The organism is Herbaspirillum sp. Her4 (assembly GCF_057961335.1).
In genome coordinates, this window is record NZ_CM176330.1 from 5,168,334 (window position 1) to 5,183,952 (window position 15,619).

A 15,619-nucleotide genomic window follows, 5' to 3' on the forward strand; every position below is an offset into this window, starting at 1 on the left:
TACGCCGCTGTGCGGCTACTCAGAGCGAACGGAGTTCAATGATGCATCCGCTGACCGTTCGGCCTGAGTAGGCGCGCAGCGGCGTATCGAAGGCGCTCCGGCTGATGCAAGCGCTTAAGCGATGTGAACTTCTTCACGCAGATCGGCCCAGATGCGCCGCGAGATATCGATGAAGCGCTGCTCGTAGCGCACTTCCTCCATCACGCGCGGACGCGGCAGGTCGATCGGATAGACGCTCTTCAAGGTAGCCGGGCGGGCGGTGAGCACGTAGACCTTGTCGGCCAGCGCAATGGCTTCCTCGAGATCATGGGTGACGAACACCACCGAGCCCGAATGGGCCGACCACAGGCGCAGCAGTTCATCCTGCATCAGGGTGCGGGTCTGCATATCCAGCGCCGAGAAGGGTTCGTCCATCAGCAGGATCTCGGGGCTGTTGATGAAGGTCTGGGCCAGCGCCACGCGCTTGCGCATGCCGCCCGAGAGCTGGTGCGGATAGTGGTCGCCGAATTTGTCGAGGCCCACGCGGCGGATCCACTCGTCGGCCAGCGCATGGGCCTGCTCCTTGGACTGGCCACGGAACATCGGGCCGGCGGCCACGTTGTCGCGCACGTTGCGCCAGGGAAAGACCGCATCGTTCTGGAACACGAAACCGATGCGCGGATCGATGCCGTTGACCGGCTGCCCCATCACCCGCACCTCGCCCAGGGTCGGCTTGAGCAGGCCGGTAATGAGCGAAAGCGTGGTCGACTTGCCGCAGCCGGTCGGGCCGACCACGGCCACGAATTCGCCGCGCGCCACGCTCATGGAAAAATCGCGCAGGGCCACCGTCGCCCGGCCGTCGGCCGTGATGAAGCGGCAGCTCACGTTGCGCAATTCAATGGCCGGCGTGGCCTGGGCGGCCTGGCCGGCGGGGGTGAAGGCCTGCTGGTTGATGGCGTTCATCGTGGGGCTCTTTCGTGGCTTGGGGTTGAATTCGGGTTGAGCGCGCCCCTGACGCGCCGGAGCGCATCATGGCGTATATCGTTTATATAGTTTTCAGCAAGACTGGCCAGCAGCCAGTCGCCGCCTCATTTCACGGCGTTGACGAATTCATCCGTGTAGGTCTTGGACAAGTCCACATGCTTGCCCTTGACGTTGGGATTGAAGCCCGACAGCACCGCCAGCACGGTCTCCGGCCCGCCCTTGGGCATCTTGCCGTCCGGCGAATACATGGGCAGCGAATTGTTCAGGGCTTGTATATACAGCGCCTTGTTGCTGCCGTAGTAGTCCTTGGGCATCTTCTCGGCGATCTGCTCGGCGGTGTGCGTGTTGATGAACCTGAGCGTTTTCACGAAGGCACGCGCCAACTTCTGCGCTTCCTCCTTGTGGCTGTTGAGCCAGCTGCGCTGTACATACACGCTGGAGGCCGGGTACAGCCCGCCGAGTGCCTTGATGGTGCCTTCCACGGTGCGCATGTCCACCAGCACCTGGGCATCGCCGGTCTTGAGCAGCAGCGACGCGGTCGGTTCGGTGGTCATGCCGGCATCGATGCGGCCCTGCTTCATGGCGGCGATGAAGGTATTGTCCGCGCCCACCGGAAGCACCGAGAACTGCTTGGAGGTGATGCCATGGCGCGAGGCCAGGTATTGGGTCAGGAAGTTGGTGGACGAGCCCAGCCCGGTCACGCCCAGGGTCTTGCCCTTGGCATCGGCCATGCTCTGGAAGTGCGGCGCAGCCTTGGTGGAGACCAGTTCCACTTCGCCCGGCACCTGGCCCAGGATGGTGATGGCGGTGATTTCCTTGCCCTTGGTCTGCAGGTCGATGGCGTGGTCATAGAAACCGACCACCGCCTGCACGGCCCCGGCCAGCAGTTCGTTCTCGGCATCGACCCCGGCCGGCTGCGACTGCAGCTCCACGTCCAGGCCCTCTTCCTTGAAGTAGCCCAGTTGTTCGGCCAGCTTGGCGGGCAGATAGACCATCTTGTTGATGCCGCCCACCATGATGGTGACCTTGGCGGCAGCCATGGCGTGGATCGGCAATGCGGCCAGCATGGTGCCGGCAACGGCCAGCGACAGCAGGCCACGGCGGAGATTTTTGTTCACGTCAGCTCCAGGAAATCAGTGCGAAAGCCCGTGGATTCTACGGTGCCTTCATATAACCGGCAAAATTCACTTTACCGCGTCGACAAACTCGTTGGTATAGGTCTTGGAGAGGTCGATGTTCTTGCCCTTGATGTTGGGATTGAACCCGGCCATCACCTTCAACACCTGTTCCGGCCCGCCGGCAGGCATCTTGCCATCGGGCGAATACATGGGCAGCGAGGCCTTGAGCGCCTGCACGTAGATGGCCTTGTTGCCGCCGTAATAGTCCTTGGGCATCTTGTCGGCCACTTCTTCAGCCGAATGGGTCTGGATGTATTTCAGCGTCTTGACGAAGGCGCGCGCCAGCTTCTGTGCGTCGGCCTTGTGGCTCATCATCCAGGAGCGATGCACGTAGAGGCTGGAGGCCGGATACAGTCCGCCCAGCGCGGCCTTGGTGCCTTCCACGCTGCTCATGTCGACCAGCACCTTGGCCGCACCGGAGGCCAGCAGGATGGAGGTGGTCGGCTCGGTGGTCCAGGCCACGTCCACGCGCTTCTGCTTCATGGCGGCGATCAGGGTATTGCCGGCACCGACCGGCAGGATCGAGTAGTCGCCCGCCTTCAGACCGGCGCGGCTGGCCAGGTATTGCGCCAGGAAGCTGGAGGACGAGCCCAGCCCGGTCACGCCCAGGGTCTTGCCCTTGAGGTCGGCCATGCTGCGCACGCTGTCGGCGAGGTCGGCGCGCACCATCTCCATGCCGCCCGGCACCAGCAGCAGCTGGGTGATGGAAGTGACTTCCTTGCCCTTGCTCTGCAGGTCGATGGAATGATCGTAGTAGCCGACCACGGCCTGCACGGCCCCGGCCAGCAGTTCATTCTCGGCATCGACCCCGGCCGGCTGCGACTGCAGCTCCACGTCCAGGCCTTCTTCCTTGAAGTAGCCCAGGCTTTCGGCCAGTTTGGGCGGCAGATAGATGAGCTTGTTGATGCCGCCGACCATGATGATGATCTTGTCGGCTGCATGGGCTTGCGGGGCCGCCAGGCCCAGGGCGCAGGCAGCGATGGCGGTGGCGCCCAGGGTCCGCAGGCGGCGGCGCAGGGCAGGCGTTCCGAGGGGCGGGAACACGCGAAGGTCGTGACGCATTATGATTGTCTCCACATTTTGGTTGGATGGTCTGTCGCCATCTCTTGTAGACTGCGGGCCTATTCTAAGAAGCCGAAACCTTCATCCAGCTTTCCAAATTCCGGCTTTCTGCTTTGCAGCGCAACAAAAAAGAACCTCCAGAAACACGAGACCATCGCATGAAATTGCTCCTGATCGAAGACAATCCCCAGCTCGCCCACTGGCTGGAGCAGATCCTCAAGGAACACAAGTTCAAGGTCGATATCGCCGCCGATGGCGAGATCGCCGACCAGGTCCTGCGCGACGAGAACTACGACGTCGTCCTGCTGGACCTGATGCTGCCCAAGCTGCACGGCAAGAACGTGCTGCGCCGCCTGCGCGAGCGCCACAACGGCGTGCCGGTGATGATCCTGACTGCCAGCGGCTCCATCGATGAAAAGGTCGAATGCCTCGGTGCCGGGGCCGATGACTACCTGGTCAAGCCCTTCGAGATCCGCGAACTGGTGGCCCGCATCAAGGTGCTGGTGCGCCGCCAGACACCCGACAAGGCCGCCGAGATCCACTGCGGCGACCTGGTGTATGACAGCAATACGCGCCAGTTCGCGGTGGCCGGCGTGACGCTGGCGCTCCCGGCGCGCGAACATGACGTGCTCGAAGTGCTGATGTTGAAGCAAGGCAAGACGGTTTCCAAGACCGCGTTGATGAAGGGGGTCTTCAGCCTGTCCGAAGAGCCTAGCGCGGACGCCATCGAAATCTACATCTCGCGCCTGCGCAAAAAACTGGAACACTCCAGCGCAGCCATCATGACCCTGCGCGGCCTGGGCTATCTGCTGAAGCAGAAAGATGATTGACAGCCTGCGCCTGCGGCTGCTGTGGTGGCTGCTGATTCCGATGGCGGTCTACGTGGGCCTGTCTACGGGCGACGCGTATGACAATGCCGTCTCCAGCGCCACCCTCGTGCAGGACCGGGCACTGCTGGCCTCGGCCCGCATGATGGCCGGCCAGGTCGGCTGGAACGATGGTGCGCCGGTGGTCTCGATCCCGCCTGCAGCGCTGGAACTGTTCGCCTCGCCGGCGCAGGATGCGGTGTATTACCAGGTGCGCATGGATGACGAGACGCTGCTGGCCGGACGCCCCGACTTCCCCGCCGAGCCTGACTTTGCGGCGCTCTATCCGGTCTATACCACGACCACCTTCGAGGGCAAGCCGCTGCGCGTGGTCAGCTATATCCGCGCGCTGTTCGATGAAGGTACGCTGCGCATGGTGGCGGTCTCGGTGGGCCAGACCATGCAGGGACGGCAGGAAATGATCGACGACCAGTGGCATGCCTCGCTGCGGCGTCAGATCGTGCTGCTGCTGCTGGCCATCAGCCTGGTGGTGCTGGGCCTGACGATGGAATTGCGGCCGCTGCTGGCGCTCAAGGACGAACTGGCCACGCGCGAACCGGATTCGCTCACGCCGCTGCGTGCAGGCGGCCTGCAGCAGGAATTGCGGCCCATCGTGGAAGCCATCAACCAGTACATCTTCCGCCTCAATGCCCAGGTGACGGTGCAGAAGCGCTTCGTGGCCGATGCCGCACACCAGTTGCGCACGCCCCTGGCGGTGATCGATTCGCAGATCCAGTTCGCGCGCCAGCTGGACGATCCGGCGCGGGTGAAACAGGTGCTGGCCTCCTTGCAGGAAGGCAGCCGCAGCATGACCGACCTCACCAACAAGCTGCTGCTGCTCTCGCAGGCTGAAGCTTCCAACAGCAGCGCCTTCCCGCGCGCACCGCTGGACCTGCTGGCGGTGGCCGCCATGGTGCTGGAGGAACTGGCCGGGCTGGCGCTCAAGAAGGGCATCGACCTGGGGCTGGAGACTACCCTGGAGAGCGCCATGGTCAACGGCAATGAAGCGCAGCTGATGGGCTTGCTGATGAACCTGATCGACAATGCCCTGCGTTATACGCCGGCGGGCGGCAAGGTCACGGTGGGACTGGAGCAGAAGCGCAGCCAGATCATCATCACCGTGACCGACAACGGGCCCGGCATCCCGGCCGAGGTCCGCGAGCGCGTCTTCGAGCGCTTCTATCGCAATGCCGCGCCGGACCAGCCGGGCTCGGGCCTCGGCCTGGCCATCGTGCGCGAGATCGTGCAGGCTTCGCAGGGCGCGATCCGGCTCGATGCACCGGCGCAAGGTAGCGGGCTGGTGGCTACGGTCAGCCTGCCTGCATTGCAGAGCTGATCGTCTTGACGAATACATCGTCGAACCGTTCGTCCTGAGTAGCAGCGCAGCTGCGTATCGAAGGCGCGCCTACCGCTGTCGGCGCGCCTTCGATACGGCCCACGGGGCCTACTCAGGTCGAACGGTCGATAGAGTGGTCGCGATCTCAAAAGCTGGGAACGGAGCAATACAAAACCGCGCAGCCCCCACAACAAACGATCAAAAAGTATCAGCCCGCCACACGCTTTTGGCGTGGAGCGGCGCGCCCTGCCCTCGTACTCTTGCTCCTGCCTGTGAAGGCAAAGGGTGCTTGCGAATCCCCCCGCATCTGCGCCCGACCTGAACGATAAAAAATACCAGGAGACAACCCGTGAACAAGATCTGCTTGGGCGCCGCGTGCGCCGTCCTTGGCGCTGCCCTGCCCTTGGTGGCATCGGCGCAGTCCTGCAATGTCCCCGTGCTGAAGGTGCTGGCGCAGAAGAGCTTGGGCCTGACGGTGATGGAGAAATCGCTGGCCGATTACCAGAAGCGCACCGGCACCCGTGTGGAGATCAGCTACTTCGGCGAGAACGACCGGCGCGCCAAGTCGCGCCTGGATGCTTCCACCAAGGCCGGTTCCTACCAGGTGTATTACGTCGATGAAGCCAACGTAGCCGAGTTCGCCTCGGCTGGCTGGATCGTGCCGTTGCTGAAGTACTTCCCCAAGGAGGCCGACTATGACGACTTCCTGCCCGGTCGCCGGGCGGTGGCCAGCTACAAGGATGTGGCGTATTTCGCGCCGCTGATCGGCGGTTCCGATTTCCTCTTCTATCGCCGCGACCTGCTGGAGAAGGCCGGCCTGCCGGTACCGCGCACGCTGGACGAACTGGTGGCCGACATCAAGAAACTGCATTCGCCGCCCGGCGTCTATGGCTGGGTGGCGCGCGGCCAGCGCGGCTCGGGCATGAACGTGTGGCGCTGGGCGCCTTTCATGCTGGCCCAGGGCGGCCAGTGGACCGACAAGAACAACCAGCCGGCCTTCAATTCACCGGCGGCTGTCAAGGCTACGCAGCTCTATGCGGAACTGTTCAAGTACGGCCCTCCCGGTGCGGCCACCTATGACTGGAGCAATGCACTGGAAGCCTTCCGCTCGGGCAAGGTGGCCTTCATGATCGAGTCCACGCCCTTCGCCGACTGGATGGAAGACAGCAGCAAGTCCAGCGTGGCCGACAAGGTCGGCTATGCCCGTCCGCCGGCACCGCTGCCCTCGGCCGCTTACGGCCACGGGCTGGCCATCTCCGCCATCGGTGCCAAGGACGAATGCACGCGCCAGGCGGCCGGCAAGTTCATCGCCTTTGCCACCGGCAAGGAACAGGAACAGGCGCGCCTGCGCGACAAGGTCTTCAGCGACTACAACCGCACCAGCACCATCCAGAGCGATTACTTCCAGAAGAACGTCAAGCCGCAGATCCTCGCCGGCCTGAAGGACACCACCCCGGTCTCCAAGCTGACCATCTGGCCCAGCCCGCAGTGGCCGGACATCGGCGACAACCTGGGCGTGGCGCTGGAAGAAGTCTTCACCGGTACCCAGAAGGACATCCCCCGCGCCCTGAACGAAGCCGCCCAGTATGCGCAGGATGCGATGGAACACGCGCGTAAATAATTTACTTCATTCAACCGCGTCAAACGATGTAGCCGCCCTGTTCCCTTGCCGGAACGGGGCGGACTCCGGAGTCCTGCATGTTCAATCGTGGAAAGACCTCGCTGCCCTACCTGTTCCTCGGCCCGTCGCTCCTGGTGATGCTGGTGCTGGGGCTGGTACCGACGGTGGCGGCGATCAACCTGGCACTGAAGAACCGCGTGCTGCGCTATCCCGACAGCGACTATGTCTGGCTGCGCAATGTCGAGCGGCTGCTGTCGGACCGGCGCTTCCTCAATGCCATCGAAGTCTCGGCGATCTGGGAAGTGGTCACCGTGCTGGGTGCGGTGGTGGCCGGCATCCTCATCGCCATCTACCTGTTTGAAAACGTCCACGGCAAATGGCGGCAAGCCATGTGCGTCTTGCTGATCACGCCGGTGCTGCTGCCACGCGTGTCGGCCGCCTTCATCTGGAAGTTCATGTATTCGCCGCTGACCGGCATCCTGGGCTGGCTGCTGGGATTGGTGGGCATCCATGACACGGCCTTCCTGTCGGACCCGCTGCTGGCGCTCTATGCAGTCGCTGCCGTCGATATCTGGCAGTGGGGATTGTTCTTCGCCGTGATCGTCCTGAAGCTGCTGGAAACCCTGCCGCCCGAACCGCTGGAGGCGGCGCGGCTGGACCACGCGCGCACCTGGCAGGTGTATGCCTACATCGCCCTGCCGATGTTGAAGGCCCCGCTCATCAGCCTGGTCTTCATCAAGATGGTGGAGTCGCTGCGCTCCTTCGACCTGATCTACGTGATGACCAAGGGCGGGCCCGGCGTGGCTACCGAAACGCTGGACATGTATGCCTATGCCCAAGGCATCGGGCTGTCCGGCAAGGTCTCGTATGCCTCCACCATGGCGGTGCTGATGATGGTGGCGACCACGCTGATCTTTACCCTGATCTGGAAACGGGTGAGCAAATGGGAAGACTGATCGCACGCTGCGCCGTCTGGGGCGTGGGCATCCTGCTGGTGCTGGTGGCAGTGTTTCCGCTGCTGTGGGCGCTGCTCAATTCGCTGAAGACCTTGCTGGATATCGTCACGCCGACACCGCGCTTTCTCTTCACGCCGACGCTGGAGAACTATCGCCAGGTCATCGGCAGTCCGGAGGTACTGGTGGGCGTGACCAACAGTGCCGTCATCGTCGGCAGCGCCGTGCTGCTGGGTACGCTCATGGGTGTGCCGGCGGCCTACGTGATTGCGCGCTATCACGTGCCGGGCAAGCGCGACATCCAGTTCTTCCTGCTCTCGCTGCGCTTCCTGCCGCCGGTGGCGGTGGCCATTCCGCTCATTGCGATCTGGGTCGACCTGGGGCTGTATGACACGCGCTTCTCGATGATCGTGACTTACCTGCTGACCACGCTCTCCACCATCACCTGGCTGTCGATCCCCGTGTTCCAGCGCATGCCGCGCGAGATCGAGGAAGCCGCCACCCTCGATGGCTACGGCCCCTATGCGGTGTTCTGGAAGATCGCCCTGCCCAACTGCGCCGGCACCTTGCTGGGCGGGATCATCTTCAGCTTCGTACTGGTGTGGAACGAACTGATGATCGCCCTGGCGCTGACCTCCTCCAACAGCGCCACGCTGCCGGTGGTGGCCTCGGCCTTTACCTCCATGGGGCAGGAAGTGCCGTGGGGCGTGATCAATGCCTCCACCGTGTTGCTGGCGCTGCCGCCCCTGATCTTTGTCGGCGTGTTGAGCCGGCTGTTGAATTCCATCCTCACCGGAAAATAAGGAGACCCCATGCAAGCCCTCGTACTCGAAGCCACGCGTGAACTGGCCCTGCGCGACATCGACCTGCCGCAGGATCTCGGTGCCCAGGATGTGCGCATCCGCATCCACACCGTGGGCATCTGCGGCAGCGACCTGCACTACTACACCCACGGCCGCATCGGCCCCTTCAAGGTGGAAGCGCCCATGGTGCTGGGGCACGAGGCCTCGGGCACCATCATCGAAGTCGGCAGCGATGTTACGCAACTGAAGGTCGGCGACCGCGTCTGCATGGAGCCGGGCATCCCGCGCCTGGATTCGCCGGCCACGCTGCGCGGCCTGTACAACCTCGACCCCTCGGTACGCTTCTGGGCCACGCCGCCCATCCACGGCTGCCTCACCGGCAGCGTGGTGCATCCGGCGGCCTTCACCTATCGGCTGCCGGACAACGTCAGCTTTGCCGAAGGGGCCATCGTCGAACCCTTGTCCATCGGCCTGCAGGCCGCCACCAAGGCGCGCATGAAGCCGGGCGATACGGCCGTGGTGATCGGTGCCGGCACCATCGGTGCCATGACTGCACTGGCAGCGCTGGCGGGGGGCGCGGCGCGCGTGATCCTGGCCGATGTGGTGGCCGAGAAGCTGGCCCACTTCGCCAACAATCCCGCCGTCATCACGGTGGATGTGACACAGCAGGCCCTGACCGATGTGGTGCAGCAGGTCACCGAGGGCTGGGGTGCCGATGTGGTGTTTGAGGCGTCGGGCCATGCCGGCGTCTACCAGACCCTGCTGGACCTGGTGTGTCCCGGTGGCTGCGCGGTGCTGGTGGGCATGCCGCCGGAGCCGGTGGCGCTGGACGTGGTGACCATGCAGACCAAGGAAGTGCGGCTGGAATCGGTCTTCCGTTATGCCAACATTTTCCCGCGCGCACTGGCGCTGCTGAGCTCGGGAATGATCGATGTGAAGCCTTTCATTTCACGCAGCTTCCCCTTCTCGCAGGGGATCGAGGCCTTCGAGGAAGCCGCGCGCGGCCGTCCGCAGGATGTGAAGATCCAGATCGAAATGGAAGGCTGACCATGGCCGACATCCGCTGCCAGGGCTTGTCCAAGCATTACGCCGGTGGCCCGCCGGTATTGCATCCGCTGGACCTCACCATCGGTGATGGCGAATTCGTGGTCCTGCTCGGCCCCTCGGGCTGCGGCAAATCGACCATGCTGCGCATGATCGCCGGGCTCGAAGAGATCAGCGGCGGCACCCTCTCCATCGGCGGCAAGGTGGTCAACGCGCTGCCTGCGCGGGATCGCAACGTGGCCATGGTGTTCCAGAACTACGCGCTCTATCCGCACATGAACGTGTATGACAATATCGCCTTCGGCCTGCGCCGCCTGAAGCGTCCGTCCGACGAGATCGACCGCCGCGTGCGGGAAGTGGCGGCCATGTTGAATCTTGATGCCCTGCTCGAGCGCAAGCCCCGCGCCATGTCCGGCGGCCAGCAGCAGCGCGCGGCGATTGCGCGCGCCATCATCAAGACGCCGTCGGTGTTCCTGTTCGATGAGCCGCTCTCCAACCTCGATGCCAAGCTGCGCGCGCAATTGCGCGGCGACATCAAGCGCCTGCACCAGCGCCTGCGCACCACCACCGTCTACGTCACCCACGACCAGCTGGAAGCCATGACGCTGGCAGACCGCGTCATCCTCATGCAGGGCGGGCAGATCGTGCAGGCGGGTTCGCCGGCCGAACTCTACCGTTATCCGCGCACGCTCTTTGCGGCGGGATTCATCGGTACGCCCGCCATGAACTTCCTCGATGGCGTGGTCGAACGTGATGGCGCAACGCTGGCCGTGCGCTGCGAAGACCAGCGCTGGGTCCTGCAGGATGAAAGGTTTTCACGCCTGGCACCGGGAATGGCGGTAAAGTTGGCGGTGCGTCCTGACTATGTCCGCATGGCCGGCGAGCAGGACGCCGCCCACAGCCTGACCTGCGCGGTCGATGTGGAACTGGTGGAGATCCTGGGGGCCGATGCCCTGCTCACCACCCGCTGGGGCGCACAGACGCTGACCGCCCTGGTGAGCGCGCAGCACCTGCCGCAGGCGGGACAGCGCCTGCACCTGGCCTTCGATCAGCACGCGTTGCACGTGTTCGATGTACACAGCGGAGAGAACCTGTCGCTGCCGCCCGCCGCCTTCGCGGCCGGCGGACAAGACGACGGCCCGCATGGCAAGGAGACAAAGCATGAGTCCGGATCTGGAGCTGGTCCATACCCGCCAGGACGAATCCTTCAGGGCGTGGGTGCATGACTACCCGCACACGGTGGCCAAATGGCATTTTCATCCTGAATACGAAGTCCACGTCATCACCGCATCCAGCGGCAAGTTTTTCGTGGGCGACTTCATCGGTGACTTCGCTCCCGGCAACCTGGTGCTGACCGGACCCAACCTGCCGCACAACTGGGTCAGCAACCTGGGCGCGGATGAGCACGTGGGCGCGCGCGACCTGGTGCTGCAATTCTCGCGGCCCTTCGCCGACCGCATGCTGGGGGCCATCCCGGAGCTCTCGCCCTTGCAGGATCTGCTGGAGGGCGCGGCGCGCGGATTGCAGTTTCCTGATGCGCTGGGCAGGTCGATCATTCCGCTGATGCAGGAGCTGGCGCAGGCCGGCGGTGCGCGCCGTGTGGTGCTGATGATGAGCGTGCTGGAACAGCTGGCATCCTGCCGCGAACGCAGGCCGCTGGCCGGCCCGGGCTACGACCTGGACGCCCAGCGCCACATGTCGTCCACCATCAACCAGGTGCTTTCCTGCATCCGCCAGAATCTCGGCGGCAACCTGCGCGAGAGCGATGTGGCCGAACTGGCGGGGATGAGCGTAAGCAGCTTTACGCGCTTCTTCAAGCGGCATACGGGCTGCACCTTCATCCAGTACCAGAACGGATTGCGCCTGAACGAAGCCTGCGAATTGCTGATGTGTACCGAACTGAGCGTGACCGAGGTGTGCTACCGGGTCGGGTTCAACAATCTTTCCAATTTCAATCGCCAGTTCCTGGCCCACAAGGGCATGCCGCCCTCGCGCTTCCGTGCGCTGCACCGGCTCAACGATGAAGTCCGGGCGGTCGCGTAGCGCCTCTCCACTTGCACGCAAAGGAAAATGATTTGAGCTATCTCGGCATCGACCTCGGCACTTCCGAAGTCAAGCTTGTCCTCACCGACGACGACTCCCACGTCATCGCCACCAGCAGTGCTCGCCTGCGGGTGGACAACCCGCATCCACTGTGGTCCGAGCAGGCGCCGCAGGCCTGGTGGAACGCCACGCTCGACGCCATCGCCGCGCTGCGCGCCGAGGCCCCGCAAGCCTTCCAGGCCCTGCGCGGCATCGGCATCTCCGGCCAGATGCATGGCGCCACCCTGCTGGATCGCAACGGCAATGTATTGCGCCCGGCCATCCTGTGGAACGACATGCGCGCCCATGCGGAATGCGTGGAGCTGGAAGCGCTGGTACCGGATGCGCCCGCCATCACCGGCAATCGCGCCATGCCGGGCTTCACGGCACCCAAGCTGCTGTGGCTGTCGAAATACGAACCGGCCGTGTACCGCGCCATCGACAAGGTCTTGCTGCCCAAGGATTACCTGGGCTGGAAACTGACGGGAGAATTCGTCTCCGAGATGTCGGACGCGGCCGGCACGCTCTGGCTGGATGTGGCGCAGCGCGACTGGTCCGACCGCATGCTGGCGGCCACCGGGCTGGATCGCAGCCACATGCCGCGCCTGGTCGAAGGTAGTGACGTGACGGGGCATTTGCGCGAGGAGTTGCGGCGCGAATGGGGCATCAGCGGCCCGGTGGTGGTGGCCGGCGGCGCCGGGGACAATGCGGCCAGCGCCGTGGGCATCGGCGTGATCCAGGCGGGCGATGCTTTCTTGTCGCTGGGCAGTTCTGGCGTCTTGTTCGCTGCAACGGCACGGCATGCGCCCAATCCACAGCAAGGTGTGCATGCGTTCTGCCACTGCCTGCCGGGGCAATGGCATCAGATGAGCGTGATCCTGTCGGCCGCAGCCAGCCTGCATTGGCTCTCGGGCGTGACGGCGCGGCCGGTGGGCGAATTGGTGGCAGGGGCGGAGCGATTGACGGCGACGCAGCAGGCACAGGCTCCCTTGTTCCTGCCGTATCTGAATGGCGAGCGCACGCCGCACAATGATGCGACGGCCAAGGGCGTGCTGTTCGGCATGACGCCAGCGCATGAGACTGCGCATCTGGCCTATGCGGTGATGGAAGGCGTGGCCTTTGCGATGGCCGATGGCTATGCGGCCTTGCAGGCTGCGGGCACTACGCTGGAGAGTGCGGCATTTGTGGGCGGCGGGTCGCGCAGTGCGTTCTGGGGGGAGCTGTGTGCTACCGCCCTGGGGATTCCTCTGCGGCGGCATGCAGGGGCGGAAGTGGGTGCGGCGCTGGGGGCGGCGAGGCTGGGGAGGTTGGCGCGGACGGAGGAGGATGCGGCCAGCGTGTGCGTCCCACCCGAGGTACTGGAATGGTATCGCCCTGATGCTGCAAGGCAGGCACAACTGCAGCGCAGGCTGGCACAATATCGTCGCCTCTATCGTAGTCTCGCAGACGAATTCATCGCGTTCTCGCAGTCCTGAAATGGCCGGACCACCGGCGTCCGGCCTGCTCCTCACGCAAAAAAATACACGGCATTTATCGAAGCAATTCAACAGACTTCAAGCAAGCCATCGTGCAACATCTGCGCTTCCCGATTCGGCTTGCTGAAGTCTTCCCTGCCTTCTTCGGGACATTCATTTTTCCCGCAGAAGGACACGCATGCATTCCCGCACCACCGGCTGGGACAGCCTGACCCGGCAGCGCCAGCATCACCGCATCCTGCAACTTCACTTCGTCAATGACGATGCCCCCGACGACTCCCAGCAGAAGGAAGCAGCATCAGATCGGGTGCCTGCCCCCATGGGAGCAGCATGATGAACGGATGCAATTTTTGCGACAAGAAAGGCTTGCTGATCTATCCGGTCCGCTATGCCGTGGCCAGTCCTTATGGCGCGGCAGGCGTACCGGGGCTGTCCGGCAATTTCAGGATCGAGGGCGCCCCGCAGTCCGCCGGTGCGGCGAAATACAGCTTGCGGGCGCTGCGTCCTGGTTATCTCTATACCTATGACGAGAAGCGCGGACGGCTCAAGGCCTATGTGGTCATCCCGGCGATGCTGGCCGGCAGTGCGGTCCATACCGGAGAATTCAATGCGAGTGCGGACAAGGTGGCGCATTTTGTGGCAGACGAAGCCGCCATGAAAAAGGCCTACGCCTTCAGCAACACGCCCACTGAATCCGAGACAAGCAAGCTCGCCACGGCTGTACGCTTCAGGGCGATCATGGCGGAGCATGGGCCGCATCACAAGGGCTACATTGCCGCGCTCAATGATCCGGTGGGAATGACTAACGACCTGAGTGAATTGACGGTACCGGATCTACAGGCCAGGTTCGATGAGAAGCTGCACCATCTTCTGCGCCATCTCGCCGGCTTCCAGACGCGCTTTCAATTCCTGGATCTCGGCATCGCGGGCCGCGGCCGCCTTCTGCAACTCGGCTTCGGACTTGGCGCGCGCCAGTTCGATGGCGTTGCGCTTGTCCTGCTCGGCCAGTTCCAGGCGCTCATGCAATTGCTGCTCGAAGGCGCTGTCGCGCACTTGCGAGAGGATGTCGGCGTAACCGGCTTCATCGATCTTGAAGGCTTTGCCGCAATGGGGGCAGATGATGTCGTGCATGGCTGTTCGGGTCCTGTTCTTGACGGATGGCCGCTAGCTTAACGGATCATGCCCGTCATGCAGAGAGAGAAAACGAGGAAAGAAAACGGAAGAAAAGGCAGAAATGCGAAAAGCCCGCACAAGGCGGGCTTTTCTGAATTTGGTGGAAAGTGCAAGGTTTGAACTTGCGACCCCTGCAGTGTGAATGCAGTGCTCTACCACTGAGCTAACCTTCCGTACCTGACTGGCTTTTTGCTGCAGCGCCAATCGAGAAGCGAGATTATGCCAACGTTTTTCGACCTGCGCAAGTGCTTCGTAAATAATTCTTCATTTTTTATCGACAACGCTGCCGGGCAACGACAACGGCCTCACCATTACGCCGTTTCACGCCGCCTCTGCAGCCGCTTCCGGCGGCGGCGGTTCAAAGCGCCACACGCAGCTGCCGCGCGCTTCCTTGTCGAGCTGGTTGAGCACGTCTTCATGCAAACCCAGTTCTTCCTCGCTGGCCGCCACCACGATCACTTCGGCCAGCGGAGCCAGCTCCAGCTTGCCCTCGCCTTCGCTGACTTCTTCCTCCGCCCCCAGGTCCATGGTCAGCGAATTCTGGCCGCGCGTCATCGACAGATAAACTTCGGCCAGCAGCTCCGCATCCAGCAGCGCGCCGTGCAGCACGCGATGGGCGTTGGAGATGCCGTAACGATCGCACAAGGCATCGAGCGAATTGCGGCGGCCCGGGTGCAGTTCCTTGGCCATCTGCAGCGAGTCCACCACGTCGGAGACGTGCTCCTTGAACGGCGGCAGACCCAGCAAGGCCAGTTCCGCATCCAGGAAGCCGACGTCGAAAGGAGCGTTGTGGATGATGATCTGGGCACCGCGTACATAGTCGAGGAACTCGGCGGCAATCTGCTTGAAGGTCGGCTTGTCGGCCAGGAATTCGGTGGTCAGGCCGTGCACGGCCAGCGCGCCTTCTTCGGAGTCACGCTCGGGATTGATGTAGAAGTGAAGGTTCTTGCCCGAAAGCTGGCGGTTGAGCACCTCCACACAGCCGATTTCCAGGATGCGGTTGCCGTTGCGCGGCGAAAGGCCCGTGGTTTCGGTATCGAGGATGATCTGACGCATGCTTGCT

At 63.5% G+C, this 15,619-nt stretch carries 14 protein-coding genes, 1 tRNA gene and 2 pseudogenes; 11 read left to right on the forward strand and 6 right to left on the reverse strand.

Annotation, left to right across the window (positions count from 1 at the left end; translation table 11 throughout):
* Positions 1-114: 114 nt before the first annotated feature.
* The 3 genes from ACWFUC_RS23415 to ACWFUC_RS23425 all read right to left on the reverse strand — a co-directional run bounded on the left by ACWFUC_RS23415 (position 115) and on the right by ACWFUC_RS23425 (position 3,203).
* Positions 115-942 (reverse strand): ABC transporter ATP-binding protein, encoded by an 828-nt coding sequence (locus ACWFUC_RS23415; protein ID WP_489623497.1) that lies wholly within the window; start codon positions 940-942, stop codon positions 115-117.
* Positions 943-1,067: 125 nt separating this feature from the next.
* Positions 1,068-2,081: an ABC transporter substrate-binding protein gene (locus tag ACWFUC_RS23420; protein ID WP_489623498.1), complete on the reverse strand. Its 1,014-nt coding sequence runs from the start codon at positions 2,079-2,081 to the stop codon at positions 1,068-1,070.
* A 66-nt stretch (positions 2,082-2,147) separates the two neighbouring features.
* Entirely contained in the window at positions 2,148-3,203 is a 1,056-nt protein-coding gene (locus ACWFUC_RS23425; protein WP_121045253.1) for an ABC transporter substrate-binding protein, read from the reverse strand.
* Positions 3,204-3,361: 158 nt separating this feature from the next.
* On the opposite strand from ACWFUC_RS23425, the gene ACWFUC_RS23430 reads away from it, so the two are divergent.
* From ACWFUC_RS23430 to ACWFUC_RS23480, 11 genes and pseudogenes are all read left to right on the forward strand, one after another.
* Positions 3,362-4,033, forward strand: a complete 672-nt coding sequence (locus ACWFUC_RS23430; protein WP_034338420.1) for a response regulator — start codon at positions 3,362-3,364, stop codon at positions 4,031-4,033.
* The gene (locus tag ACWFUC_RS23435; RefSeq protein WP_489623499.1) at positions 4,026-5,405 is read left to right on the forward strand and encodes a sensor histidine kinase N-terminal domain-containing protein; all 1,380 of its coding nucleotides are present in this window, start codon (positions 4,026-4,028) and stop codon (positions 5,403-5,405) included. Before ACWFUC_RS23430 ends, ACWFUC_RS23435 begins: the two co-directional genes overlap by 8 nt.
* Before the next feature lie 349 nt (positions 5,406-5,754).
* The gene (locus ACWFUC_RS23440; protein ID WP_204725825.1) at positions 5,755-7,026 is read left to right on the forward strand and encodes an ABC transporter substrate-binding protein; all 1,272 of its coding nucleotides are present in this window, start codon (positions 5,755-5,757) and stop codon (positions 7,024-7,026) included.
* Positions 7,027-7,103: 77 nt separating this feature from the next.
* The gene (locus tag ACWFUC_RS23445) at positions 7,104-7,982 is read left to right on the forward strand and encodes a carbohydrate ABC transporter permease (RefSeq protein WP_034340932.1); all 879 of its coding nucleotides are present in this window, start codon (positions 7,104-7,106) and stop codon (positions 7,980-7,982) included.
* Entirely contained in the window at positions 7,970-8,782 is an 813-nt protein-coding gene (locus ACWFUC_RS23450) for a carbohydrate ABC transporter permease (RefSeq protein WP_489623500.1), read from the forward strand. Before ACWFUC_RS23445 ends, ACWFUC_RS23450 begins: the two co-directional genes overlap by 13 nt.
* Before the next feature lie 9 nt (positions 8,783-8,791).
* Positions 8,792-9,829, forward strand: coding sequence for an NAD(P)-dependent alcohol dehydrogenase (locus ACWFUC_RS23455; RefSeq protein WP_310838247.1), 1,038 nt, complete (start codon positions 8,792-8,794; stop codon positions 9,827-9,829).
* 2 nt (positions 9,830-9,831) lie between these two features.
* Positions 9,832-11,052, forward strand: coding sequence for an ABC transporter ATP-binding protein (locus ACWFUC_RS23460; protein WP_489623501.1), 1,221 nt, complete (start codon positions 9,832-9,834; stop codon positions 11,050-11,052).
* A complete protein-coding gene (locus ACWFUC_RS23465; protein ID WP_489623502.1) occupies positions 10,988-11,869 on the forward strand; it encodes an AraC family transcriptional regulator in 882 nt (293 codons plus the stop codon). The genes ACWFUC_RS23460 and ACWFUC_RS23465 overlap by 65 nt, the downstream gene beginning before the upstream one ends.
* 32 nt (positions 11,870-11,901) lie before the next feature.
* On the forward strand, positions 11,902-13,383 hold the full coding sequence (gene xylB, locus ACWFUC_RS23470) for a xylulokinase (RefSeq protein ID WP_489623504.1): 1,482 nt from the start codon (positions 11,902-11,904) through the stop codon (positions 13,381-13,383).
* 178 nt (positions 13,384-13,561) lie between these two features.
* Entirely contained in the window at positions 13,562-13,717 is a 156-nt protein-coding gene (locus ACWFUC_RS23475) for a hypothetical protein (RefSeq protein WP_489623505.1), read from the forward strand.
* Positions 13,717-13,968: pseudogene (locus ACWFUC_RS23480) on the forward strand (toxin VasX); the annotation flags it as partial. The gene ACWFUC_RS23475 and the pseudogene ACWFUC_RS23480, both read left to right, overlap by 1 nt.
* A gap of 279 nt (positions 13,969-14,247) precedes the next feature.
* Here ACWFUC_RS23480 and ACWFUC_RS23485 read toward each other — a convergent pair.
* The 3 genes and pseudogenes from ACWFUC_RS23485 to dnaQ all read right to left on the reverse strand — a co-directional run.
* Positions 14,248-14,514: pseudogene (locus ACWFUC_RS23485) on the reverse strand (DUF2130 domain-containing protein); the annotation flags it as partial.
* 140 nt (positions 14,515-14,654) lie between these two features.
* Positions 14,655-14,729, reverse strand: a tRNA-Val gene (locus ACWFUC_RS23490).
* A gap of 148 nt (positions 14,730-14,877) precedes the next feature.
* On the reverse strand, positions 14,878-15,612 hold the full coding sequence (gene dnaQ / locus ACWFUC_RS23495; protein ID WP_039784504.1) for a DNA polymerase III subunit epsilon: 735 nt from the start codon (positions 15,610-15,612) through the stop codon (positions 14,878-14,880).
* Between the last annotated feature and the right edge of the window lie 7 nt (positions 15,613-15,619).

What these genes read in the sequence shown, in the direction of transcription:
- ACWFUC_RS23445 (WP_034340932.1), top strand. Translation starts at nt 7,104, where the DNA reads ATGTTCAATCGTGGAAAGACCTCGCTGCCCTACCTGTTCCTCGGCCCG.
- ACWFUC_RS23465 (WP_489623502.1), top strand. Translation starts at nt 10,988, where the DNA reads ATGAGTCCGGATCTGGAGCTGGTCCATACCCGCCAGGACGAATCCTTC.
- ACWFUC_RS23455 (WP_310838247.1), top strand. Translation starts at nt 8,792, where the DNA reads ATGCAAGCCCTCGTACTCGAAGCCACGCGTGAACTGGCCCTGCGCGAC.
- ACWFUC_RS23435 (WP_489623499.1), top strand. Translation starts at nt 4,026, where the DNA reads ATGATTGACAGCCTGCGCCTGCGGCTGCTGTGGTGGCTGCTGATTCCG.
- dnaQ (WP_039784504.1), bottom strand. Translation starts at nt 15,612, where the DNA reads ATGCGTCAGATCATCCTCGATACCGAAACCACGGGCCTTTCGCCGCGC.
- ACWFUC_RS23475 (WP_489623505.1), top strand. Translation starts at nt 13,562, where the DNA reads ATGCATTCCCGCACCACCGGCTGGGACAGCCTGACCCGGCAGCGCCAG.
- ACWFUC_RS23460 (WP_489623501.1), top strand. Translation starts at nt 9,832, where the DNA reads ATGGCCGACATCCGCTGCCAGGGCTTGTCCAAGCATTACGCCGGTGGC.
- ACWFUC_RS23415 (WP_489623497.1), bottom strand. Translation starts at nt 942, where the DNA reads ATGAACGCCATCAACCAGCAGGCCTTCACCCCCGCCGGCCAGGCCGCC.
- ACWFUC_RS23430 (WP_034338420.1), top strand. Translation starts at nt 3,362, where the DNA reads ATGAAATTGCTCCTGATCGAAGACAATCCCCAGCTCGCCCACTGGCTG.
- ACWFUC_RS23425 (WP_121045253.1), bottom strand. Translation starts at nt 3,203, where the DNA reads ATGCGTCACGACCTTCGCGTGTTCCCGCCCCTCGGAACGCCTGCCCTG.
- ACWFUC_RS23450 (WP_489623500.1), top strand. Translation starts at nt 7,970, where the DNA reads ATGGGAAGACTGATCGCACGCTGCGCCGTCTGGGGCGTGGGCATCCTG.